A 22,013-nucleotide genomic window follows, 5' to 3' on the forward strand; every position below is an offset into this window, starting at 1 on the left:
CTCTATATTTGAAATAATCTTTTCATTATTTCTATATATTCTTCTGAATTTTCCTCATCTACTTCTTTTAAAATCTTAATAGGTTCTCTTAAAAATTTCTTTAATGCAGACATTACCATCTTATCTATTATTTTCTTCTCTCTTTTGTCCAATTCTACCTTTCTGTTAATATATTCCATAGTTTCTTCTTTGATAGAAAGACATCTTTTATTTAAAGATTCTATAACAGGATCCACCTCTAAAGTGCTTATCCAATTAAGATATTTATTAACATCCTCATTTATTATATTTAAAGCTTTCTGGGAAAGTTCCTTCCTTCTCAATAAATTCTCCTGTGATAACCGTTGTAAATCATCATTATGATATAGAATTACATTTTTCTCCTCACCAACTTTTGTTTCCACATCCCTGGGAAGAGCTAAATCTAATATATATAATTTATCTGGTAATTTCTTTATATCCTTGTAAGTAATAATTGTATGAGGTGCTGCCGTTGCAGTAATTAAAATATCCGTATGCTCCAATATACTATATCTATTCTCATACTCTATTGGAATTAATTTATCAAAATCCTTACATATGCCTTTAACCCTTTCATATGTTCTATTAGTTACATATATTCTATCTAATTCTTCTTCATAAAGATATTTAATGGCCAGCATACCAATTTCTCCTGCACCAATTATTAGTGCATTCTTCCCTTTTAAATTGCCCATTTCTTTTTTTAAAAGGTTTATTCCAATATAGCTAGTGGATAGTGGTATTTCAGATATCTTTAGTTTGTTTCTTATCTTTTTCCCCTCAGCTATAGCATCCATAAATAATCTATTTAATATCTTTTTACTAAATCCCAAATCCATTGAAAACATCATTGCTTCTTTTATCTGTCCTAATATTTGATCTTCTCCCAATACCATTGAATCAAGACCTGAAGACACAATATATAGGTGAGTTATAGCGTTCTTTCCTCTATCAGCAAATATGTAATCCTCAGCTTGAGAAAACTTAAAAAACTCCTTATAAAATTCTTTAACTTCCTTTATGGATAAATCAATATTATCACTTGCTATATATATTTCACTTCTATTACAAGTAGAAACAATAATTACTTCTTTTGCAGACTTATCTAATATTTGATCGGATGCTTCAATTTTCATGGATTCAGAAAAAGAAAATCTTTCTCGTATTTCAATTGGTGAATTATTATGATTTATTCCAACTACAGCTACCTCCATTTGTTACCTCCTATATAAAAACTCTCTTTATCATTTGCTCTATATACCCTAATCATATTTCATTATCAAAACTTTGACAAGCTTTTATATAGCTATCATAGTTCAATAATTTCAATATTAAATATAGAAATTATCAATGAATATTACATAAATCCAAATTTATATTTATTACATTATATCATTATCCAAATGTTTTTCTCAAATCATATTGTCTCCTTAATTATCTCAATATTTTAAAGACATCTGGCAATATTATGTAAACCTGCCATGTATTGAGGGTTTATTTATTCTTTAAACTAATGATATACTTTTAAAAAATTCAATTTATTACAAATTGATTACAATTTATGAAAGGAGGCAAGGCAAGAAAGTTAAATTTACTCAAAATTTCAAGGAGGACAAAAATATGTTTACAAAAAAAAGAAAAGTAATTTACTCGTTAATAGCTGCTACAATGCTTAGTTCATCTGCAGCTAGTGCTGCAAGTTTCGATCTTACAAATTTAAGTTGCAACTCAATATTAAACAATTACATCAAAGAATGTACAACAAATTATAACTATAACTGTAATAAAAATTTAAATATAAAACAAAATACAGCAGATAATAATTGCCCTAAATTTGACTGGACAACTATTACTAATAAGTTAGGAAATTGTATAAAAATTCCTATGAACTAAAGATAGACTTTTAAAAAGTTTTATCTACGAAAGGAGATAAGTTAGGAAAAGTTAAATCTATTCAAAATTTCAAGGAGGACAATATATGTTTACAAAAAAAAGAAAGATAATCTACTCATTAATAGCCACTACAATGCTTAGCTCATCTGTAGCTAATGCTGGAAGTTTCAATTTTTCAAATTTTAACTACAATAGGATATACAGTAATTACAATAAAGGTTACTCTATAAATTATAACTATAATACTAACTCAAATTATAATTACAATAATAATTCAAATATAGAACAAAATACAACTACAGATAAATATCCAGTATGGAATTGGACAATAGTTAATACTAGACCAACAACTAGACCAGGTACTGTAATTCCTAAACCAAATAATCCTGATACTACAACAAATCCAGTACCAGTTGAACCAACTACACCTAGTAATCCTAAGCCAACCACTCCACCTGTAACTGAAACACCATCAGTATCAGGATTATCGTCAATAGAAGCAGAAGTAGTTAGATTAGTAAATATAGAAAGGCAAAAGGAAGGTTTACAACCTTTAGTAGCTAGTAGTGAGCTATCAAATGTAGCTAGGAAAAAATCTGAGGATATGGCAAAAAATAATTATTTCAGTCATACTTCTCCTACTTATGGTTCACCTTTTGATATGATGAAATCCTTTGGTATCAGTTATAGAACTGCAGGAGAAAATATTGCAAGAGGACAAGTATCTGCCCAATCTGTAGTTAGAGGATGGATGAATTCATCTGGGCATAGAGCTAATATAATGAATCCTAGCTTCAATAAAATAGGTGTAGGCCATTATCAATCAAGCAATGGGACAAACTATTGGACTCAAATGTTTACAAATTAATTAGAGAATCAAAATATCATTTTAATATATAATATTTTGTGGTATAATGATAATTAGCCTTCTCAAAAGAGAAGGCTAATTATTTTTTATGTAGGTGAGAAAATGGATAAAGAAAACGAAAGAAAAAAACTATTGGGAGAAGAACCTATTGGAAAATTGCTCATTAAATTCTCTATACCTGCAATCACTGGAATGATTGTAAATGCATTATACAATGTTGTAGATAGAATTTTTATAGGTAAAGGTGTAGGCGAACTTGCTATTGGTGGTATATTTATTAGTTTACCAATTTCCTTGATTATTATGGCATTTTCTATGTTAATAGGTATAGGCGGCAATACATTAGTATCTATTAAACTAGGACAAAATCGGAAGGAAGAAGCTGAAAAAGTTGCTGGTAATTCCTTTGTCCTTCTAATATTAATATCATTATTTATTTCTATATTTGGTCTTGTTTTTCTAAAACCTTTATTGAATATTTTTGGCGCTTCTCCTTCAAACTTTGGATATGCATATGACTATATGAAAATAATATTAATTGGTGCACCCCTACAAGCCATTGGCTTTGGTATGAATAACTTTATTCGAGGTGAAGGCAATCCAACTATTGCAATGAAAACCATGTTAATAGGTGCCATTTCAAATACTATACTTGACCCTATATTTATATTTTTATTTGATATGGGAGTAGAAGGTGCTGCTCTTGCAACTATTATCTCTCAAGGCTTATCTTCTATATGGGTTATGAGATATTTCTTTAGTGGAAAGAGTATGCTGAATGTTAAAAAAGAATATCTAAGATTAAAGCCAGATATCATAAAAAACATAGTTTTAATTGGACTAGGACCTTTTAGTATGCAATTAGCTGGTAGTATTGTAACAGTACTATTAAATAATAGCTTAAAAACCTATGGCGGTGATCTAGCTAATTCAAGTATGGCTGTTATAAATAGTGTTGCTATGATGGTGATGATGCCTATATTTGGAATCAATCAAGGAGCACAACCAATTATTGGATTTAATTATGGTGCAAAAAAATACAGCAGAGTTAAAACCACCCTAAAATATGCCATTATAGGAGCAACTACAATAACTATATTTGGTTTTATATTTACTCAATTATTTCCAGTTAAATTATATGAAATATTTATCCCAAAAAGTGGACAAATTGCAGAAATATCTAGGATTGGTGTTCCAGGTATGAGAATATATCTATCTATGTTTCCTATTATAGGATTTCAAGTTGTAAGCTCCAATTATTTCCAGGCAACAGGAAAACCAAAACAAGCAATGTTACTTAGTCTATCAAGGCAAGTGCTGGTTCTTATTCCTGCATTAATAATATTGCCAAAGATTTTTGGATTAACTGGTGTTTGGTTAGCAGGGCCTATTTCAGACTTAATAGCTTCTGTAATTACTGCGTATTTTATAATTAGTAGTGTAAAAAATCTTGGTGATGACATAATAGAATAAAATTAGGACCTAAGTTATGATCTTAGGTCCTTTAATTATATCAATAAAATTCTTTGTCATTCTAGCAGTAAATCCCCAAATAATATAATCTTTATAATAATAAAACATGACAGAATGTTTGCCTCGTCTCCAATTATATTCTTTTCCATTTGGTATTAGATTATAAGGAAATTCATCATTTAATACAGTCTGTAAATCCAAATAATAAATATCAGGTTCATTTTCCATAAAAAAATCCAAAGGTACTGTGAATATATGATCTACTTCATCAGGATTTGGTATTATATTATCCACATTTAGTTCAGATATTGTGCCTAAGAAACAATGAATAGTAATATTTGAATAAGAAACTAAATAATCTAACTCTCCAATTATATTTATATTTTCTTCCTTGATATTTAATTCTTCAGCAGTTTCTCTTATGGCTGCCTCCTTAAAATTCTCACTATCTTCCACCTCTCCACCAGGAAAAGATATTTCCCCTGGCTGATTATTTAAGTTTTTAGATCTAAGCTCATATATTATTTCCAATCTATTATTATTTTCTATAATTGGTATAAGTACAGAGTAATTTTTCTTTATATCTATGGGCTTTGGAGTTCTATTTTTAATTATATCTTTTATTTTTCCTATATCCATTCTATCCCCCCTCTCATAGCTAATAAATAAGTTCACTTTTTGGTGCCTGGCACCAAAAAGTGAACTTATTTAAAAAAGGAGTCATATTAGACTCCTTTTGTTTAAAGTAATTCTTCTCCTTCTTCCCAACCTACTGGGCAAAGTCCTCCAGTTTTTAGAGCTTTTAGCACTCTTAGAGTTTCATCAACTGATCTTCCTACGTTTAAATCATGCACTACTGAATATCTAACTATTCCTTCAGGATCTATGATAAATAGTCCTCTTAATGCAACTCCTGTATCCTCTAATAATACACCATAATCATTTGATACTTTCTTTGTCATATCAGAAGCCATTGGGAAATTTATTTTTCCTAAATCTGAATTAATCCATGCTTTATGTGAATGTTCACTATCTACTGAGACAGATAATAATTCTGCACCCTCTTTTTTGAAGTCATCAATTCTTTTACTATATCCTGTAATCTCTGTTGGGCATACAAAAGTAAAATCTAATGGGTAAAAGAACATAACAAGCCATTTCCCTTTGTAATCTGATAAACTTACGCTACCAAAATCTGAGCCATCTCCTAAACAAGTTTTCATTTTAAAATCCGGTGCTTTTTTTCCTACTATTCTATCCATTTTCTACCTCCATATTTTTATCTTTAATTTATTATTTATTTACTAACCAACTATTCTATTTATATCCAAATTAATATGAAATAAACATCAAATTGATAATTATTATCATTTAATTATTTTTTATTCTTTCTTACTGAATAGTATATCTGCTTTTAAAAAGCTATTTCATAATGCCTATTTTTCAATGGTGAAAGTTTTAACATAAATATAAATACTCTATTATTCATTAATATTTAATACTACTCTTGATCTATTATATATGAACTTCTAATAATTTATATAAGTCTCCACATTCCTAGACTTATATCTTTGTTTCTTGTTATTAATATAAAGAATACACAAAAGTATTTATGTAGCTATATTTGTTAAATTAATCAGTATATTATTTAAAGCACAAAATTAATTACACCCTCTTTTAACTCTATTTACTATTTTCAATATATTCAACAACTTTTTGTATTTTTTTATTTAAATTTGTAGTTTGCAAAGAAAATTCATTAGGATAATAAATAATTAATATATCATCTTCTATTTTATATTTATAATAATCATTATCAAATACTTCTTGAATTTGTTCTAATCCTTTACTTAAACTTTCTTCATCTTTAAAATAATATATAAGTAAGGTGTCATCTAGGAGTTCATATATCTCAGGTTTTAATTCATTTAGATTAAAGAAATTGTCAACTAATTTAGACGATTGTGGTTTTAAAAATAATTCAAATTTATCAAAGGCATAAGTAATACTTTTTAATTTTTCTATTTTTCCATAACTACTATTTTTTTCAATATCTTCAGTGACATATTGTTTTAAGTTTCCAAAAGAATTAATAAAGTTTTTAAAAGCTAAGTGGTTTATCAACTTTAAACCAAATAAAATTAAAATAATTAACGATGTAATGATAAGCTTTTTTTTCATCCTATCTAACACCTCTTATCTTCTAAAAAATATTATTTATCTATTTTTTATTATAAATTCATCCATAAGTAAGTTTAGAGTTAACAATTTGTTTTTTATTTCTTTAAAAATTATATGTTGTTAGTTCTAGTATGACTCAATCTCTCCTGCTAAATATTATATCCGCTATGTCAAGTAATGCTTCATCTTTATTGATAATAGGTAGTATATCTATCTTCTCTATTAATTTATCTAATTTGCTATTTTCTTCCTTCTCCTTTATTATCTTCTTATCTTCTACTTTAGATAATAGCTCTTCAAATGTATAAATTTTAAATCTTTCTATATTAATGTTTTCTGCCTTTTTCTCTAATAAATATATCATTATCTCCTCATAGCTACAATTCTTATCAAGAGAAATCATAGAACATATCTTAGGTATTATATGCTCTAATAAAGACCTCCTATATGGACATTCCTGAAGTTTTAATATTTCTTCTATTTTTATTACATCTTCTTCAGGTATATTGAGTATAAAATTAAAATAATAATCCTCATCATTCTTAGGAATTAAATAATATTTATTTCCTTTCAATCCTTTTAATGCCTTAAGTCCATCATAATATCCAAGCTCAATATTTGACTTAGACCTTGCAGAATCATATTCAAAAGATTTCCCTATATCATCAGATGGAGTTATTACAATAGAGTTTATTTCTTTTAAATCAATTTTTCTAGTAATACCCATTGCATTAGTTCTTACTAAAATCAAATCCTTATATCCTTTATCTACAAGCATTTTAAATGGAAGATTATCATAAAATCCACCATCCAAATATAATTTCCCTCCAAGTCTTTCCGTTTTAAAAACTGGCAAATATGCTGATGCTATCAAATAGTCTTTCAATTCCCCTCTTGGAATATCCTCTTTAAATACATATAACGGCTTGAAAGGACTTAAGTTTATGGCAACCATTCCAAAATCCATATTAGACTTCCTAATTTTTTCCTCATCTATATATTCATCTAATAAATTCTTTAAAGGGGTTATGTCAAACCCCTTAGTACTTATTAGACTTTTTATTTTATCCCGTAAAAAAGATAAATCTTCCTTTGCTAATTTTAGTTGCATAATTTTATCTATTTCTTCATCGTCTACATCAACAACCATAGAGTAAGTGATTTCATTCCACAAGTTATAACATTTATCATAATCATTTTGTACAATCATTGCTCCATTTAAAGCTCCAATAGATGTCCCTACAACACCTTTTATCTCAATCCCAGATTCCCTTAATGCTTTATAAGCACCAACATGATATGAACCCTTAGCTCCTCCACCTTCTAAAACTAGTCCATACATTTCCACACACCTCTTTAATACTATCTAATTTTTATTATTCCAGTATCCTCTATACTAGTTTTAAAATTTTTAGAAATTGTATTCATATATTTTATTTTTTCTTTTATTTCACTACCTTCAATAGGTATAGGTCTTCCCCCTACTATTTTACAAGGTATTATCTGTATACTTTCTATATCTTTATCTATTAATTGAATTTGCCCAATTATAGTATTGGAAGTTAATCCATTTTTAGCACCAAAAACAAAATTGCCTAAACTATAAAATATAGGTTTCCCTTTGTAAACTTCAATTCCTTGTAATACATGAGGATGATGTCCCATTATAATATCTGCTCCCGCATCTACTAATCTTCTAGCTAACTCTATTTCTTGTTTCCTTGGAGCAGTACTAAGTTCCACTCCCCAATGTATGGACAATACTAAGATATCTGCTTCTTTTTTCATTTCCTTTATTCTATCTACTACTTCTTTTATATGTACATCATAAGCACCTACAATACCTGCTCTTTTATCCGTAGCATACCATTTTACATCTGGCACTACCCTAGAAAAAGATAATATACCAACTTTAATTCCACTTTTTTCAACTATGATACCTTCCATTGCTTCCTTTTTATTCTTTCCACCACCGACCCTTTTTATTTCAGATTTATCTAAATGATTTAAGGTATCTAAAAATCCATCACGACCATAGTCTAAAGAATGATTATTAGCCAAAGAAACTATATCTATTCCAGCTTCCTTCATTGCCTTTAAATTTTTTGGATCTAATTTAAAATTAAATTGCTTATTAGCCCATTTTGTATTTCTAGTAGTTATACTTGTTTCAAGATTTCCTATGGTAATATCATCTTTTTGAAAATAATCTTTTACCATTTCCCAGGGATATTCCAACCCATTTTTATTTATCTGTACTTTTACACTACCATCCATCATTATATCTCCTACTAAGGATATGGTTGTTCTTTCTTCAGTTGGCATTTCATTTTCTTCCATTACAATTATTTCTGATTTTACAGTTTCTTCATTTTTAGTGGGAAATACATTGCCAATGATAGTTAATGCAAGAAATAAATATAATCCTTTCTTCATTAAACCCCTCCGTTTATTTAATTAAAAATTGATAATTGACAATTAAAGACCTTTAACATTAAAAACCTCAATTTACTATATGGTAAATAATACTAAAGTCCATAATATTTTACTCAAAACAAGCAAATATATGTATAAGAAAAAATATTGTTTTTTATCTTTTCATTATCAATTATCAATTATTAAATGTTAGTTGTTAATCGTTGAAGTGCAGTTTGGGCACTTTGTTGCATCTAAATGAATTTCTGTGTAGCAATATGGACAAGTCTTTGTAGCAGGTGCTGCTTCAACTACTTCTTCTTTTTTCTTAAATCTATTTAATTGTCTAATAACTATAAATATAGAAAAAGAAATAATTAAAAATTCAATAATGGTATTAATAAATATTCCATAGTTTAATGTTGGAACTGTTGCTTTTTGAGCAGCTTCTAAAGATGGATAGTGGTTACCATCTAAACTAATAAATAAATTTGTAAAGTCTACCTTTCCTATTAACAGTCCAATTACTGGCATTACCATATCATTGACCAAGGAGGTAACTATCTTACCAAAAGCTCCACCTATGATTACACCAACTGCTAAGTCTATTACATTTCCCTTTACTGCAAACTCTTTAAATTCTTTAAACATATTTTCCCCTCCTTTAATTTTATTTAAAATATACCCTAAATATTATAATAGAAACTCCGATTTTGCAAATCGGAGTTTCTATATTATTAGATTAATTTTATTATTACATCATCAGTTTGGGAAAGTCCCTCTGTACATAAGATACCTACTTTTTCTATAGTTTCTTCAATATCTTTACCAATAATTCCAATACCTGGTTTTACTATTACATTTTCTAAGGCTAGATATGCAGATAATACTGCTTCTCCAGCTGAGGTTGATAATTTAAAAGAACAAGTTTCCTTAGCTCCATCACATATCATACCAGTTAAATTAGATAGGATATTTTTTGCAGCTCCACTAATTTGTTCATCATTTCCCCCAAGCATCCAAGTAATACCAACAGCCGCACCAACTCCAGCAGCTATTGCACATCCACACATTGATGATAGTTTACCAGTATAAATTTTTATATATTTATTTACTACATGAGCAAAAAATACTGCCTTCAATAATTTTTCCTCTTCAATATTATTTTCTTCTGCTACTGCAACTATAGGTAATACTACTCCTAATCCTTGATTACCACTTCCTGCACTTGTCATTATTGGACAGTTTCCACCGCCCATTCTAATATCAGCAGATGCTGCTGTAAGAATTCTAGCCTTTGTAAATACATCTGTTTCAAGTTTATTATCTCCCTGTAACTTATTCAAGGTATATCCTAAATTTAATCCTTTATTGAAATTTAATCCTCTATATGCAGCTTCTTTATTCATATTTATTCCATCTTTAATAAATGAGATATCTTCTAGAGAAAGAGCCTCTACAATTTTTCTTATATCTTCAAATGTCATCTCTTTTAAAACATTAAATGAAATATTTTCATCCTTCTCTAGAACATCTTTATACACTATTTCTCCATTTACCTTAACCATTTCTATATGATTATGACTATCCTTTAATATGACTTCTATATTTTGCTCTTTAGATGTTAAGTGAACTTCCACATACACAGCCGGACTACTTTCTAAATATCCCACTGTAATTTTTCCTTCTTCTATTAATTTATGAGCTAAATTAATATGCTCTTTATTAACATCCTTAAGTACCATTAGTCCATCATCAGGATTTCCTGCAATGATTCCCAATGCTGCCGCTAAATCAAGTCCCCATTCTTCTGTATTTGGTATAATAACAGATTTACCATTCTTAAATATACTTTTACTTACTAAGACTGCTACTTTCTCTATATTAGTATCTATATACTTCTTACCAGTAGCAGCTGCATAGGCTACTGCCACTGGCTCTGTACATCCTATAGCTGGCACAGTCTCCTTCTTCACTATATTCAATAAATACTGTTTCTTTTCTTCATTTATCATGAAATTTACACCCCTCTTTTGTAAAATATATATAATAATTGTCATAAGTTATTGATGCAATTTCTATGCCAATATTGTTTAACAAAGAAAAAACTCCTATAGGTAGCCATAGGAGTAAATCCAAGATTTATTTTTATATTTTATATTTATATTTTTTTGCATCCTTGCAAATTAATCTAATTACATAAATCACCATGAGCAAATATCCCTTACTTTAGGTTTATTTGCATTTATGCAAATAATTTCTCATTACTGCAAATTATATTTCGTTAATTTTCTATATAGAGTCGAGAGATTTATATCTAATATTTCAGCTATTAACTCTTTATCCTTAGTAGAAGAACCATATTCTTTAAGATATCTCTCCAATATATCTTTTTCATACTTATCAACCATATCTTTTAAAGTCTTTTCATGACTACATCCTATACATTTTTCATTGCATAAATAGTCCTTTACATTCATAGGTAAGGCATCATATGAAATTTCTTCTTCCTTAGCCATATTAACCAGATATTCTACGGTGTTTTCTAGCTCTCTAATATTACCAGGCCAATGATATTTATGGAATGCTTCTTTTATCTCCTTAGAATAGAACTTTTTTTCTTTTTCTAATTTTAAGCAATTTTTATTGAGTAAATTTTCGCTTAATAACTCTATATCTTCCTGTCTTTCTCTTAGTGGGGGAATAATTATAGGTATTACATTTAATCTATAATATAAATCCTCTCTAAATTCTCCACTATAAACCATTTCTTCTAAATTTCTATTTGTAGCAGCTATTAGTCTAAAACTGATATTGATTAATTCCTTCCCTCCAACTCTCATAAATGATTGTTCTTGCAATACTCTGAGAAGCTTAGGCTGAAGATGAATTGGCAGATCCCCTATTTCATCTAAAAATAAGGTACCACCATTTGCTAATTCAAATTTCCCCATCTTTCCTTCTTTTTTTGCCCCCGTAAAGGCTCCCTCTTCATATCCAAATAACTCAGATTCCAAGAGATTATCTGGAATAGATGCACAGTTTATAGCTATAAAGGGAGCTTTATTTCTATCACTTTCATAATGAATTGCTCTAGCAAAAAGCTCTTTACCAGTACCACTTTCTCCCCTTAATAATACTGTGGATTCACTAGGTGCAATATTTTTCGCTATTGATTTCACTTCTAACATTTTAGGACTATTTCCTAATATATCTTTAAAGGTTACCTTTCTTTCCCCTTCCATTAGTTTATAAGCGTTTCTTACCATATCGAAGGTTCTTTGAATTTCCAAAATGTTGCTAACTGTCTTTCCCTCTACTATAACTGGAATATTTCTTATAATAAAACTATTCTTCTTATTACCTATTTTTATCTTTTTCTCTATAGAAAAACTTTCTTCTCCCTTTTCCTTTAAATATGGAAATATTTTATCTATATTAGTATCTATTAATTTATATTTGTCTTTTACAAGATAATTTTCTATATTAGAATTAACAAATTTTATATTACCGTTTTCATCAGTACATATAATTCCTTTATCTAAACTATCTATTATCATCCTAGTTTCTTCATGTTGAATAGTAATACTGTTTATAGTTTCATAATAATTGATATTTCCAACTATTAGATCAGATAATCTGCTTAAAAAAATCAAAAGATCTTCTTTTTGTTCTTGAATTTTCTTTTTTTGATAATTTTTAAAGGCTATAAGCCCTATTACTCCCACTAACTTATCATTATTTAATATTGGATATCCTAAAGTTGCCATTTCAGAGCAACTTCCTTTTAAACTACAACTGAAACATTGTTTACTTATATTTGGTTTATTTATTACTTGAGGTTTTTTAGTTTCAGCAACCACCTCAAAGGAACAACTATTTGGAATCCTACTTCCTATAGAATCCCTATATTGTCCAGTAGCTGCAACTCTATACATATTTTCATCTATTATTGTTACATCTACATTTAATACTGCTTCGATTGCTTCTGCTACTTCTTGAACAGAATCTTGTATCCTAAACAGACTCATTTTAACCACTCCTACTGCTGCTTTATTCTTTCTGAAAAGCTAGTCCAGCTCATTTAGATACTTCTATCATACCATTTTCAGTGTAAAAATTAACTATTTTTCTTCTGATTAAATAAGACTAATCATTTTTTATATCACAGTTTATAATCCTACCATTTTTATATGTCATTATTATGGAAATTCCCGATAAATTATAAGCTTCTATCCTTATATCTTCTCCTCTTAATTTCATACTTGATTTGTTAGTATAAATATATAAGTCATCTATCTCTAATTCTTCTTCAAGATATGTTTTTGCTACGATTTCTTGCTTAAGCATAATTCTATCTTCGGAGTCAAAAAACTTATAATAAGAAATCATTAATATTGACACAATTACAAAACCTATAATAAGTGAAATGGTTTCTTTTATTGTTGCTTTTGGTTTATATGAATAGCTTAATATTAAATTTATTACTGATAATAATAGAAAAAGATATTGTGGGTTAATAATCATATTTTGAATAGCATTAATTAATAAATATACCATAATAGGCAGTCCTATTATATACGATGTATATTTAAACCATTCTACATCACTTCTATAATTAACTATACCTATTAATATAAAAATGCTACTACTTAAAAATACATAAAGGGTACCAATTGTTGAATCCGTTATAAAATAAGCTATTAAAAATAATAAAGAAGTAATTAATATTTCTATAAATAGTCTCATCCTATGCCAGCTTTTATTCCTTTTCATATATAAAATTCTCTCTAATACTGCTAATCCAATTAATACTATTGATAGTATTAATACAATCATAATATCACATCCTTCCCTTGCCACTTCCCTATTCTTCTATCTATAATTGCAGACATTCTCACCAGGTGATTATTTTAACTTCTCCACTATAAAATCTAAATCTAAGAAAAATGCCTGTCTTTTATCTTCATCCTCTATATCTTCAAATCCCAATTGATAAACCTTAGGATTTGTATTAGATTTCACAGTTAACAATTTATTTTTTGAATCATAGGAACAAATATATCTAGTGTAAGTAGTTTCATTATACTTTTTATTTCTAACAAATCCATTGGGCATTGTCATTGCACTCATTATATTATAAGAATTAGAAAGCGCTTCCCTATAACTGTTAGGTTTAACATTCATTTTAGTTAAATAAAATGCTTTAATAAATCTAGAAACAGGATCATATCCTCCTAGTAAATCTTTAGAAGAGTTAAAATCATTGAGATTATCTAAATCCAAAACTTTTTTCAGTCTTCTAACATGGGATTCGAATCCTGGGGAATTAGTCATTACATCATATGGATTTTCATAACATATTAATTTCATTTTTTTAGGCTCAATAATAATACATCTTTTAGTAGAATCGGCAAACATAAAATGGAAGTCTGGTGATATTACACTCTCTCCCTTGTGATTTTTAGTAGATATATGAATATTCGGTAAATCTTCAATTAATTCCTCTACGGATTTGTAGTTTGCAAGTGCATAGGTGAAATAATGCAAACTAGATATATTAACTTTTTCTGCCCTTACTTCATTAGCATAAAAATTAAATCCCGAAAAAGCATTGGTAATTCCCATCAGTCCATATTCATTTACACCGTCTTTCAATGGATCTTTGTTCTCAAAGCATATACCTAATATCTTATATTTTGAATACAAGGGATTCCCCATTAAATCATTGCAAAAATTATAATTCCTTGGTAAATAAAGCACATTATAATTTAAAGGAATTTCATAGTCCATTGTTCTTCCCATAACACAACCATCTTTATAATCTATTTTTATACCTGTACACATATTGTCCACCTCATTATTCTATAAATATCTCTATATTCTATTTTTCTAAAATCCATACTTATTTATTATTTTATATAAACTTATTTACATACTACCAAACATTCAAAAACCAATCAATACTTGTAAGATTTATAAAAACTTCTATTTACCAGTTGTATTATTATATTAAAATGGGTATTATTTAAAATAACTAATTTATAAAAAGGAGAGTTATATATGACTAAATACCTTATACTTTACAGACATGGAATGGCAGAAGATAAGTCTAGAAATACAAACGATGATTTAAGGTCACTTTCACTTAGAGGAAAAACATTATTAAAGAAAAGCATCTCTGGATTTAAAACGATGCTAGGTAACTCTAACAATATACAAATTTATTCTAGTCCAAAATTAAGAGCAAGACAAACTACAGAAATTCTTTCAGAGGAACTATCTCTTGAAAATCCAATCTTCTTAGATTTTTTAGGAACAGGTGGTAACATCCGCCTAATTCGAGAACTCATGGAAAATACTGAACCTGGTGCTACTGTCATTATAGTAGGTCAACAACCTTTCCTTTCCATATGGAGTCAAGAACTTTCAGGGATATTTCTTCCTTTTAAAAAGGGAAGTGCCGCATGCTTTAAGTTTCCTGATGAAGTTGGAGAAGTCAAAGCTCAATTAAGATGGTATCTGCAAACCCGTGATTTTGTAAAAATAGACGACAAATAAATAATAATAATAATGAATTCCAATGAAATATATTTCATTGGAATTCATTATTATTAAATTACTATTATGATATAATATTATATTAGAAAATCTATTATATATACGTTAGGAGGAAATTTAATGTCAAATAGAAAATGTTGGAAGGAATATTTTATGGAGATTACCGAGTTAGTAGCAACTCGCTCTACCTGTGATAGAGCATTTGTTGGCTGCCTTTTGGTTAATGATGATAATAGAATTGTTTCCAGTGGCTACAATGGCTCTGTTTCAGGAAATCCCCACTGTGATGATATAGGACATACTATGAGGGATGGTCATTGTATAGCAACAATTCATGCTGAAATAAATGCATTATTATATTGTGCTAAGGAAGGAATTTCTGTAAAGGGATGTACAGCCTATGTAACCCATTTCCCTTGTCTTAATTGCACCAAAGCATTAATACAATCTGGAATTAAACATATTTATTATAAAAATGATTATAGAATTGATGATTATGCTGTAGAATTACTTAATAAAAATGGAATTGGATTTGAGAAAATAGAATAACTGTAGTTTTTGGTGCCTGGCACCAAAAACTACAGTTATTATGAAAGCATTGCTTCTTTAGCTAATTTATCTGCTTCTTCATTATATTTTATTCCTGAATGAGCCTTTACTTTTATAAATACTACATTTAATTGAGATTTTATAGAATCATAAAATTCTTTATAAGCCTTAGTTCCATCCTTATTGGTTTTCCAATTTCCCTTTGCCCATTGTTCTATTCCAGTATAGTCAAAATGAAGATATAAAGTATCTCTCCCCTTCTCTATGGCTAACTCCATAGCTACCATAGCCCCTTTTATTTCTCCTGATACATTTCGCATCTCAGCTAAATCTTTATTATCTTCTCTGCCGCTATAGGTTTCTTTGCCATCTTGTGTGATAAATACAACTCCATAACTATAAGACCAACTATTTATATCGAAACTTCCATCTACATAGGCTATTGCATCTTTTTCTTTTAGTTTAGTTTCGTCAAATTGTTCAGTTTCTTTATTTCCATTATTTATAAAACTCATTGCCTCTTCATATGTAGAGAATTTTTTATATTCTGCTCCCGAATATCCTCTTACTTGTTCTTCACATTTTGCCCAAGTTTCATATATACCTTGAGTTTTTCCTTTCCTTATTGCATAGTAGAATTTTGCCACTTCTTCACCTCTTTTTGGATAATATATTATTATAACATAATATCATTGTTTTAATTATGAATAATTAATATTTTCTTCTAACAAAGTAATATAATCAATGATATAATATAGTAGATAATATGTCTAAGGAGGGAATTTGCTAATGGATATTAACTTAATAGGAGTACCATTAAAATATGGTTGTGATAGGGATGGTGCTCAATTAGGACCTGCTACACTTAGGGAAAAGGGAATTATAGATATTATTAAAAAAAATGGACATAATGTTCATGATATGGGTGATATATATATTCCTTATGTCTTACCTGAGGACAAATACAAAGATCACCCAAAAATGAAATACCTAAATACTATAGCAGAAATCAATTGTAATTTAGCAAATAATGTGTACTGTTCTCTTATGGGGGAAAACTTTCCATTTGTTATTGGTGGAGATCATGCTTTAGGCGCAGGAAGCATTGCTGGTGCTAGCAAATTTTTTGATAATTTAGCCGTAATATGGATAGATGCCCATGGAGATATAAACACCTTTGAAACTTCACCTTCTGGGAATATACATGGAATGCCCTTATCAGCTTCTATGAATGTTGGACATCATATACTTACAAGTATTTATTATGACAAAATCAAGGTAAAACCGGAGAATGTTTATATCCTTGGTGGTAGAGATATTGATCCTGGTGAATTTGCTTTAGCAGATGAGTTAAATCTCAATATGTATACTATGGATATAGTACGTGAAAGAGGACTAGATAATATATTAAAAGAAATTATTCATAAGATAAAAGCTTCCAATGTAGATGGAGTTCATATAAGTTTTGATATAGATGTCCTTGATTCATCTCTTGTTCCTGGCACTGGAACTCCAGTAGCTGAGGGATTTAATATGAATGAATGTAAAGAAGTCTTCAATGCTCTATTAGATGAAAAATTTGTTACTTCCATGGATTTTGTAGAGTTAAATCCAAAAATTGATAATGAGGATGGAAGAACAACTAAAAATTGTATAGAAATGTTAGAGCATATATTTAAAACAATTAATGGTTAATAAAAAACTTTACAGGAGAGAACCTATTCTTATATATAGGTTCTCTCCTGTTTTCCTTTTACTCTTCTTCTCTTATACTCTTTAATATTGAATCCATTTGCTCATAAGTCATCGCTCCTGGTACTCCTCCTAGTAAAATCCCATCTTCATCTATAAAGTATGATGTTGGAAAACTACTTACTAAATAAGTCTTTGCTACCTCTCCATCTTCATCCAATGCTACATTAAATTCATATTTACCATGTTCAATATATTTCTTAACTATTTCTTTATCTTCCATTACATCTACAGCCAACACAACTAAATCATCATTTTCTTTATCTAGTTTTTCAAGATCTGGCATTTCCTTATTACACCAAGTACACCAAGTTGCCCAAAAATTTACCAGAACTATTTTCCCTCTATAATCTGATAACGATACTTCCTCACCCTCTAGATTTTTAAGAGTAAAATCTGGCGCTTCCTTTCCTATAGCTATATCAAAATCTAATTCTTCCTCATCAACTTCTTCTGTACTTTTTTCTGGTATGCCTTCTTCTGCTACACTTTCCTCTGTCTTTTTATCATTCTTCTCTAATATTGGCTTACTACAACCTGTTGTTACAACCATTAACAATAAAATCATTAATAAGATTTTTTTCATATTTACCTCCCTTATTGTAATAATCTACTTATATTTATTACTTTATTAAAAAATACTAACAATCCAAAAACTACCATAATAAAGCCACTAATCATAGGCATATATTTCAAAAACTTATCTGCTTTTTCCATGAATTTTGTAAATATATTTATAAATAAGGCTGTTAATATAAATGGTATTGCCATACCTATGGAATATACCAACAGTAAATAAACTCCTTTTGAAACAGTACCTACTCCTCCCGCATAAATAAGTATAGAGGCCAATACAGGACCAAAACAAGGTGTCCAGCCTGCGGCAAATGCCATTCCCATTAAAATAGAGCTAAACCAGTTAGTAATCTTTTTAGGCGCTTTAGTTCTTCTTTCAAAACTTAAAAATTTAAATTTTAAAATGCCCATCATATTTAAACCAAATAAAATTATAATCCCACCACTAAGTTTTGAGAAAATATCTTTATTTCTAATAAACAACTTCCCCAAAAAACTGGCAGATGTACCCATTATTATAAATATAATTGTAAATCCTAATACAAATCCAATTGTCCTTGATAAAGCAAATAATCTTTTTTCTTCTAGTTCATCTTCCATATTAATCCCAGTAATATACATTATATAAGCTGGTATCAGCGGAAATATACATGGTGAAAAAAATGATATAAATCCAGCCAAAAACGCTGCTGGTATTGAAACATTTCCTAATCCCATAATTCCCCTCCCTAAATTAAATTTATTTTAATACTTTTACCCTATTTTTCTATAAAAAAACATTTTACCTTATACCCCTATACCCTATTATGCCCTATATTCAATTTGAAATCAATAGTTAATTATAGTATGATTTATTTATCTAATTTACTTAAGGAGGCATATTAATGAATAAGGAAAGTATTATTACTAAGTTTCTTGATTATGTAAGAGTTTCAAGCCCTAGTCATAGAGAAGGAAATTTTGCTGAAGTATTAAAAAAAGATATGGAAAAAATCGGATTTGAAGTAATGGTTGACGATGCTGGAATAAAGGCTAATTCTGATACTGGAAATATCATAGGATACTTAAATGGAAATAAGGATATAGAGCCCATTATGTTTTGTGCCCATATGGATACTGTGACTCCATGTGAAAATATTGAACCAATTATTGAAGATGGAGTAATAAAATCTAAAGGAAATACTATTCTTTCTGCTGATGATAAGGCTGGAATAGTTAGTATACTAGAAGGTATTAAATATATTAAGGAAAATAATATACCTCATGGTGATATAGAAGTTGTGTTTACAATATGTGAAGAGGTTGGTCTATATGGCTCCAAATATTTGGATTACTCTAGAATAAAATCTAAAATGGCATTTGTCTTAGATGCTAGTGGAGATATTGGAGGAGTTAATATACAAGGCCCTGCCCAAGCACAAATTCATGCAAAATTCCATGGTAAGGCTGCTCATGCAGGTTTAAATCCAGAGAAAGGTATTAATGCTATACAAGTTGCATCAAGAGCAATTGATAAAATGGATTTACTTAGAATAGATGAAGAAACCACAGCAAACGTAGGTATTATCAAAGGTGGAACTGCAACAAATATTGTAGCAGAAATTACTGAAATAGAATTTGAATGTCGTAGTCTAAATGAAAATAAATTAAATAAACAAGTAGAAAATATGGTAAATACTATGGAAGAAGCGGCTAAAGAATTTAATGCAACAGTAGATATAGAAATTAATCATTCCTATCCAACATTTAATTTAGATAATGATGAGCCTATATTAAAAATAATAGAAACTGCAATGAAAAAAGTAAATATTCCTTATATGCCTAAATCTACAGGTGGTGGTTCTGATACGAATATTTTTAACAATAACGGACTTAAGGCAGCTACCCTTGGAATTGGTATGTTTGGTGCTCATAGTATAGATGAATATATAGCTATAGATGATATTGTTAAAATATCAGGATTAGTTGTTGCAATAATTGAAAATATATATGACGAAAGTAAATAGAGGTGAAATATATGGATTTAAGAGAAATTAGAAATATAGCAAGAGAAAACCTAAAAGGATATTGTAGAGTATGTCCCATATGTAATGGCATCGCATGTGCAGGAGAAGTACCTGGTATGGGTGGACATTTAACAGGTTCCTCTTTTAAATCTAATGTTGAAGATTTGAGTAAAGTAAAAATAAGATTAAAAACTATTCACGATGCAAAAAAACCTGATTTAAAATTTAATTTTTTTAATACACAACTGGAAGTACCAATAATTAGCGCTCCCATTACAGGTACATCTTTTAATATGGGTAATGCATTAACAGAAGAAAAATATATATCTAGTGTAGTAAATGGTAGTATAGATGCTGGCACTATTGCCATGATTGGTGACTCAGCTAATCCTGCTTTTTATGAAACTGGATTGGAAATTCTTAAAGAAGTAGATGGTAAGGGTGTTGGAATATTAAAGCCTAAGAAAAGTAGTCTTGTTATAGAATCTATAAAGAAAGCCGAAAATATAAATACTATTGCTGTAGGAATGGATATTGATGGTGCAGGATTAATTACAATGGCTTTACAAGGTGCTCCTGTTGGTCCCAAAACTGTAAATGAATTAAAAGAAATCATTTCTTCTACTAACCTTCCTTTTATTTTAAAGGGTATAATGACAAAAGAAGAAGCGATTCTAGCAGTAGAAGCCGGAGCTAAGGCTATAGTTGTTTCAAATCATGGAGGTAGAGTACTAGACCATACTCAATCCACCGCAAAAGTACTCCCTGAAATAGCAGAAGCAGTTAAAGGGAAAATAATGATTCTTGTTGATGGTGGAGTCCGTTCAGGAATAGATGTTTTCAAAATGATTGCCCTAGGAGCAGACGCTGCTTTAATTGGCAGACCTATAGTCTTTGGTGCATATGGCGGATATAGAGAAGGGGTTTCATTAATAATAGAAAAAATGAAAGATCAACTTCTTCAAACAATGATATTAACTGGTGCTAAGAACTTAGATTCAATAGATAACTCCATGATTTCTATTGAATGGTAATTAAGACGGGAAAATCCCGTCTTAATTAATCTTCCACCACATATTCATCTGTTAATTCTCCTAATGCAAAAAATCTTTTTCCTGTATTTGATGAATAATAGCAGGTCATAAGTGATATTATAGGTTTTCCCTTTTCCTCTGCTCTTTTATTATCCAACATTTCCATTGCAGTATCCGATACTACTACAGTATCATATATAGTATATTCATAAATGGTTTCTTTATCTGTTATATATACTATACTTCCAATTTCTATATCCATTAAAGAACCAAATAATAAATTCTTCTGTTTCATTCTATGTCCTGCCACTGGATAATTTCCTTCGCCCATTTTCTGTTCAGGAACCATGGTTGTAACGCCTGCTAAGAGATTGGCATTTGTTACACCCTTTAGTATTGGCAAATTTATATCTAAATCTGGAACAATTAACTGGCCTATCATAAATTTATTATCAAATTTAATTGCTCCTATAACAGTTGATATGGTTCCAACATCATCTATGGCTTCATAATTAAATTCTGCTTCATTCTCCATATTATTAATTATTTCTTCATGTGTAATTATCTCTATTATTTCAGATTTATTTTTAATATTATATTTAATTATTTTATCTTTAATAGTTGGAATTAAGGCTAAAATAATTCCTATTATAATTAATCCTATGGATATCTTTTTCTTCACTT

At 29.0% G+C, this 22,013-nt stretch carries 23 protein-coding genes; 8 read left to right on the forward strand and 15 right to left on the reverse strand.

What is annotated here, in order from left to right; genetic code table 11:
- Window positions 1–2 precede the first annotated feature (2 nt).
- Window positions 3–1,235 carry a glutamyl-tRNA reductase gene (hemA, locus tag RT714_RS12495; protein WP_313758038.1) on the reverse strand — a complete coding sequence of 411 codons (1,233 nt, stop codon included), beginning with the start codon at window positions 1,233–1,235 and terminating at the stop codon, window positions 3–5.
- A 406-nt stretch (window positions 1,236–1,641) separates the two neighbouring features.
- Between hemA and RT714_RS12500 the strand changes: the two genes are divergently transcribed.
- The 3 genes from RT714_RS12500 to RT714_RS12510 all read left to right on the forward strand — a co-directional run bounded on the left by RT714_RS12500 (window position 1,642) and on the right by RT714_RS12510 (window position 4,255).
- Window positions 1,642–1,914: a hypothetical protein gene (locus RT714_RS12500; RefSeq protein WP_313758039.1), complete on the forward strand. Its 273-nt coding sequence runs from the start codon at window positions 1,642–1,644 to the stop codon at window positions 1,912–1,914.
- Between the two features lie 85 nt (window positions 1,915–1,999).
- The gene (locus tag RT714_RS12505) at window positions 2,000–2,782 is read left to right on the forward strand and encodes a CAP domain-containing protein (protein WP_313758040.1); all 783 of its coding nucleotides are present in this window, start codon (window positions 2,000–2,002) and stop codon (window positions 2,780–2,782) included.
- A 102-nt stretch (window positions 2,783–2,884) separates the two neighbouring features.
- The gene (locus RT714_RS12510) at window positions 2,885–4,255 is read left to right on the forward strand and encodes an MATE family efflux transporter (protein ID WP_313758042.1); all 1,371 of its coding nucleotides are present in this window, start codon (window positions 2,885–2,887) and stop codon (window positions 4,253–4,255) included.
- Between the two features lie 9 nt (window positions 4,256–4,264).
- Here the strand turns inward: RT714_RS12510 and RT714_RS12515 are convergent, their stop codons facing one another.
- The 10 genes from RT714_RS12515 to RT714_RS12560 form a co-directional block, all read right to left on the reverse strand.
- Window positions 4,265–4,894 (reverse strand): CoA pyrophosphatase, encoded by a 630-nt coding sequence (locus tag RT714_RS12515; RefSeq protein ID WP_313758044.1) that lies wholly within the window; start codon window positions 4,892–4,894, stop codon window positions 4,265–4,267.
- A gap of 101 nt (window positions 4,895–4,995) precedes the next feature.
- Complete coding sequence (locus tag RT714_RS12520; RefSeq protein WP_313758046.1) at window positions 4,996–5,517, reverse strand: peroxiredoxin; 522 nt, start codon at window positions 5,515–5,517, stop codon at window positions 4,996–4,998.
- A 421-nt stretch (window positions 5,518–5,938) separates the two neighbouring features.
- Window positions 5,939–6,436 (reverse strand): hypothetical protein, encoded by a 498-nt coding sequence (locus tag RT714_RS12525; RefSeq protein ID WP_313758047.1) that lies wholly within the window; start codon window positions 6,434–6,436, stop codon window positions 5,939–5,941.
- 136 nt (window positions 6,437–6,572) lie between these two features.
- Window positions 6,573–7,778 carry a patatin-like phospholipase family protein gene (locus RT714_RS12530; protein ID WP_313758048.1) on the reverse strand — a complete coding sequence of 402 codons (1,206 nt, stop codon included), beginning with the start codon at window positions 7,776–7,778 and terminating at the stop codon, window positions 6,573–6,575.
- Window positions 7,779–7,798: 20 nt separating this feature from the next.
- Window positions 7,799–8,872 (reverse strand): CapA family protein, encoded by a 1,074-nt coding sequence (locus RT714_RS12535; protein WP_313758051.1) that lies wholly within the window; start codon window positions 8,870–8,872, stop codon window positions 7,799–7,801.
- A gap of 189 nt (window positions 8,873–9,061) precedes the next feature.
- Entirely contained in the window at window positions 9,062–9,502 is a 441-nt protein-coding gene (gene mscL / locus RT714_RS12540) for a large conductance mechanosensitive channel protein MscL (protein ID WP_313758053.1), read from the reverse strand.
- Between the two features lie 86 nt (window positions 9,503–9,588).
- Entirely contained in the window at window positions 9,589–10,866 is a 1,278-nt protein-coding gene (locus tag RT714_RS12545) for an L-serine ammonia-lyase, iron-sulfur-dependent, subunit alpha (protein WP_313758055.1), read from the reverse strand.
- Window positions 10,867–11,115: 249 nt separating this feature from the next.
- Window positions 11,116–12,882, reverse strand: coding sequence for a sigma 54-interacting transcriptional regulator (locus RT714_RS12550; RefSeq protein WP_313758057.1), 1,767 nt, complete (start codon window positions 12,880–12,882; stop codon window positions 11,116–11,118).
- A gap of 118 nt (window positions 12,883–13,000) precedes the next feature.
- Window positions 13,001–13,690: a hypothetical protein gene (locus RT714_RS12555; protein ID WP_313758058.1), complete on the reverse strand. Its 690-nt coding sequence runs from the start codon at window positions 13,688–13,690 to the stop codon at window positions 13,001–13,003.
- 69 nt (window positions 13,691–13,759) lie between these two features.
- Complete coding sequence (locus RT714_RS12560; RefSeq protein WP_313758060.1) at window positions 13,760–14,698, reverse strand: linear amide C-N hydrolase; 939 nt, start codon at window positions 14,696–14,698, stop codon at window positions 13,760–13,762.
- Between the two features lie 216 nt (window positions 14,699–14,914).
- Here RT714_RS12560 and RT714_RS12565 point away from each other — a divergent pair, with 216 nt between their 5' ends.
- Complete coding sequence (locus RT714_RS12565) at window positions 14,915–15,412, forward strand: hypothetical protein (protein ID WP_313758061.1); 498 nt, start codon at window positions 14,915–14,917, stop codon at window positions 15,410–15,412.
- Window positions 15,413–15,532: 120 nt separating this feature from the next.
- Window positions 15,533–15,961: a deaminase gene (locus RT714_RS12570; protein ID WP_313758062.1), complete on the forward strand. Its 429-nt coding sequence runs from the start codon at window positions 15,533–15,535 to the stop codon at window positions 15,959–15,961.
- A 38-nt stretch (window positions 15,962–15,999) separates the two neighbouring features.
- On the opposite strand, the gene RT714_RS12575 is transcribed toward RT714_RS12570, so the two are convergent.
- The gene (locus tag RT714_RS12575; protein ID WP_313758065.1) at window positions 16,000–16,608 is read right to left on the reverse strand and encodes a ribonuclease H family protein; all 609 of its coding nucleotides are present in this window, start codon (window positions 16,606–16,608) and stop codon (window positions 16,000–16,002) included.
- A 142-nt stretch (window positions 16,609–16,750) separates the two neighbouring features.
- Between RT714_RS12575 and rocF the strand changes: the two genes are divergently transcribed.
- Window positions 16,751–17,656: an arginase gene (gene rocF, locus RT714_RS12580; RefSeq protein ID WP_313758066.1), complete on the forward strand. Its 906-nt coding sequence runs from the start codon at window positions 16,751–16,753 to the stop codon at window positions 17,654–17,656.
- A 58-nt stretch (window positions 17,657–17,714) separates the two neighbouring features.
- Here rocF and RT714_RS12585 read toward each other — a convergent pair whose 3' ends face one another.
- A complete protein-coding gene (locus RT714_RS12585) occupies window positions 17,715–18,299 on the reverse strand; it encodes a TlpA disulfide reductase family protein (RefSeq protein ID WP_313758067.1) in 585 nt (194 codons plus the stop codon).
- A gap of 11 nt (window positions 18,300–18,310) precedes the next feature.
- Window positions 18,311–19,006 (reverse strand): cytochrome c biogenesis protein CcdA, encoded by a 696-nt coding sequence (locus tag RT714_RS12590; RefSeq protein WP_313758068.1) that lies wholly within the window; start codon window positions 19,004–19,006, stop codon window positions 18,311–18,313.
- 167 nt (window positions 19,007–19,173) lie between these two features.
- Between RT714_RS12590 and RT714_RS12595 the strand changes: the two genes are divergently transcribed.
- Both RT714_RS12595 and RT714_RS12600 read left to right on the forward strand, forming a co-directional pair.
- The gene (locus RT714_RS12595) at window positions 19,174–20,295 is read left to right on the forward strand and encodes a M20/M25/M40 family metallo-hydrolase (RefSeq protein WP_313758070.1); all 1,122 of its coding nucleotides are present in this window, start codon (window positions 19,174–19,176) and stop codon (window positions 20,293–20,295) included.
- Between the two features lie 11 nt (window positions 20,296–20,306).
- Window positions 20,307–21,329, forward strand: coding sequence for an alpha-hydroxy-acid oxidizing protein (locus RT714_RS12600; RefSeq protein ID WP_313758071.1), 1,023 nt, complete (start codon window positions 20,307–20,309; stop codon window positions 21,327–21,329).
- Between the two features lie 25 nt (window positions 21,330–21,354).
- Here RT714_RS12600 and RT714_RS12605 read toward each other — a convergent pair whose 3' ends face one another.
- On the reverse strand, window positions 21,355–22,011 hold the full coding sequence (locus tag RT714_RS12605; RefSeq protein ID WP_313758072.1) for a class A sortase: 657 nt from the start codon (window positions 22,009–22,011) through the stop codon (window positions 21,355–21,357).
- Window positions 22,012–22,013 lie beyond the last annotated feature (2 nt).

Source organism: Tissierella sp., assembly GCF_032104385.1.
Classification (GTDB): domain Bacteria; phylum Bacillota; class Clostridia; order Tissierellales; family Tissierellaceae; genus Tissierella.

Coding starts and splice junctions, on each gene's coding strand:
- RT714_RS12570 (WP_313758062.1), top strand. CDS start 15,533: ATGTCAAATAGAAAATGTTGGAAGGAATATTTTATGGAGATTACCGAG.
- RT714_RS12510 (WP_313758042.1), top strand. CDS start 2,885: ATGGATAAAGAAAACGAAAGAAAAAAACTATTGGGAGAAGAACCTATT.
- RT714_RS12600 (WP_313758071.1), top strand. CDS start 20,307: ATGGATTTAAGAGAAATTAGAAATATAGCAAGAGAAAACCTAAAAGGA.
- RT714_RS12595 (WP_313758070.1), top strand. CDS start 19,174: ATGAATAAGGAAAGTATTATTACTAAGTTTCTTGATTATGTAAGAGTT.
- RT714_RS12550 (WP_313758057.1), bottom strand. CDS start 12,882: ATGAGTCTGTTTAGGATACAAGATTCTGTTCAAGAAGTAGCAGAAGCA.
- RT714_RS12555 (WP_313758058.1), bottom strand. CDS start 13,690: ATGATTGTATTAATACTATCAATAGTATTAATTGGATTAGCAGTATTA.
- RT714_RS12590 (WP_313758068.1), bottom strand. CDS start 19,006: ATGGGATTAGGAAATGTTTCAATACCAGCAGCGTTTTTGGCTGGATTT.
- RT714_RS12500 (WP_313758039.1), top strand. CDS start 1,642: ATGTTTACAAAAAAAAGAAAAGTAATTTACTCGTTAATAGCTGCTACA.
- RT714_RS12560 (WP_313758060.1), bottom strand. CDS start 14,698: ATGTGTACAGGTATAAAAATAGATTATAAAGATGGTTGTGTTATGGGA.
- RT714_RS12525 (WP_313758047.1), bottom strand. CDS start 6,436: ATGAAAAAAAAGCTTATCATTACATCGTTAATTATTTTAATTTTATTT.
- RT714_RS12565 (WP_313758061.1), top strand. CDS start 14,915: ATGACTAAATACCTTATACTTTACAGACATGGAATGGCAGAAGATAAG.
- RT714_RS12585 (WP_313758067.1), bottom strand. CDS start 18,299: ATGAAAAAAATCTTATTAATGATTTTATTGTTAATGGTTGTAACAACA.
- RT714_RS12505 (WP_313758040.1), top strand. CDS start 2,000: ATGTTTACAAAAAAAAGAAAGATAATCTACTCATTAATAGCCACTACA.
- rocF (WP_313758066.1), top strand. CDS start 16,751: ATGGATATTAACTTAATAGGAGTACCATTAAAATATGGTTGTGATAGG.
- mscL (WP_313758053.1), bottom strand. CDS start 9,502: ATGTTTAAAGAATTTAAAGAGTTTGCAGTAAAGGGAAATGTAATAGAC.
- hemA (WP_313758038.1), bottom strand. CDS start 1,235: ATGGAGGTAGCTGTAGTTGGAATAAATCATAATAATTCACCAATTGAA.
- RT714_RS12520 (WP_313758046.1), bottom strand. CDS start 5,517: ATGGATAGAATAGTAGGAAAAAAAGCACCGGATTTTAAAATGAAAACT.
- RT714_RS12515 (WP_313758044.1), bottom strand. CDS start 4,894: ATGGATATAGGAAAAATAAAAGATATAATTAAAAATAGAACTCCAAAG.
- RT714_RS12530 (WP_313758048.1), bottom strand. CDS start 7,778: ATGTATGGACTAGTTTTAGAAGGTGGAGGAGCTAAGGGTTCATATCAT.
- RT714_RS12545 (WP_313758055.1), bottom strand. CDS start 10,866: ATGATAAATGAAGAAAAGAAACAGTATTTATTGAATATAGTGAAGAAG.
- RT714_RS12535 (WP_313758051.1), bottom strand. CDS start 8,872: ATGAAGAAAGGATTATATTTATTTCTTGCATTAACTATCATTGGCAAT.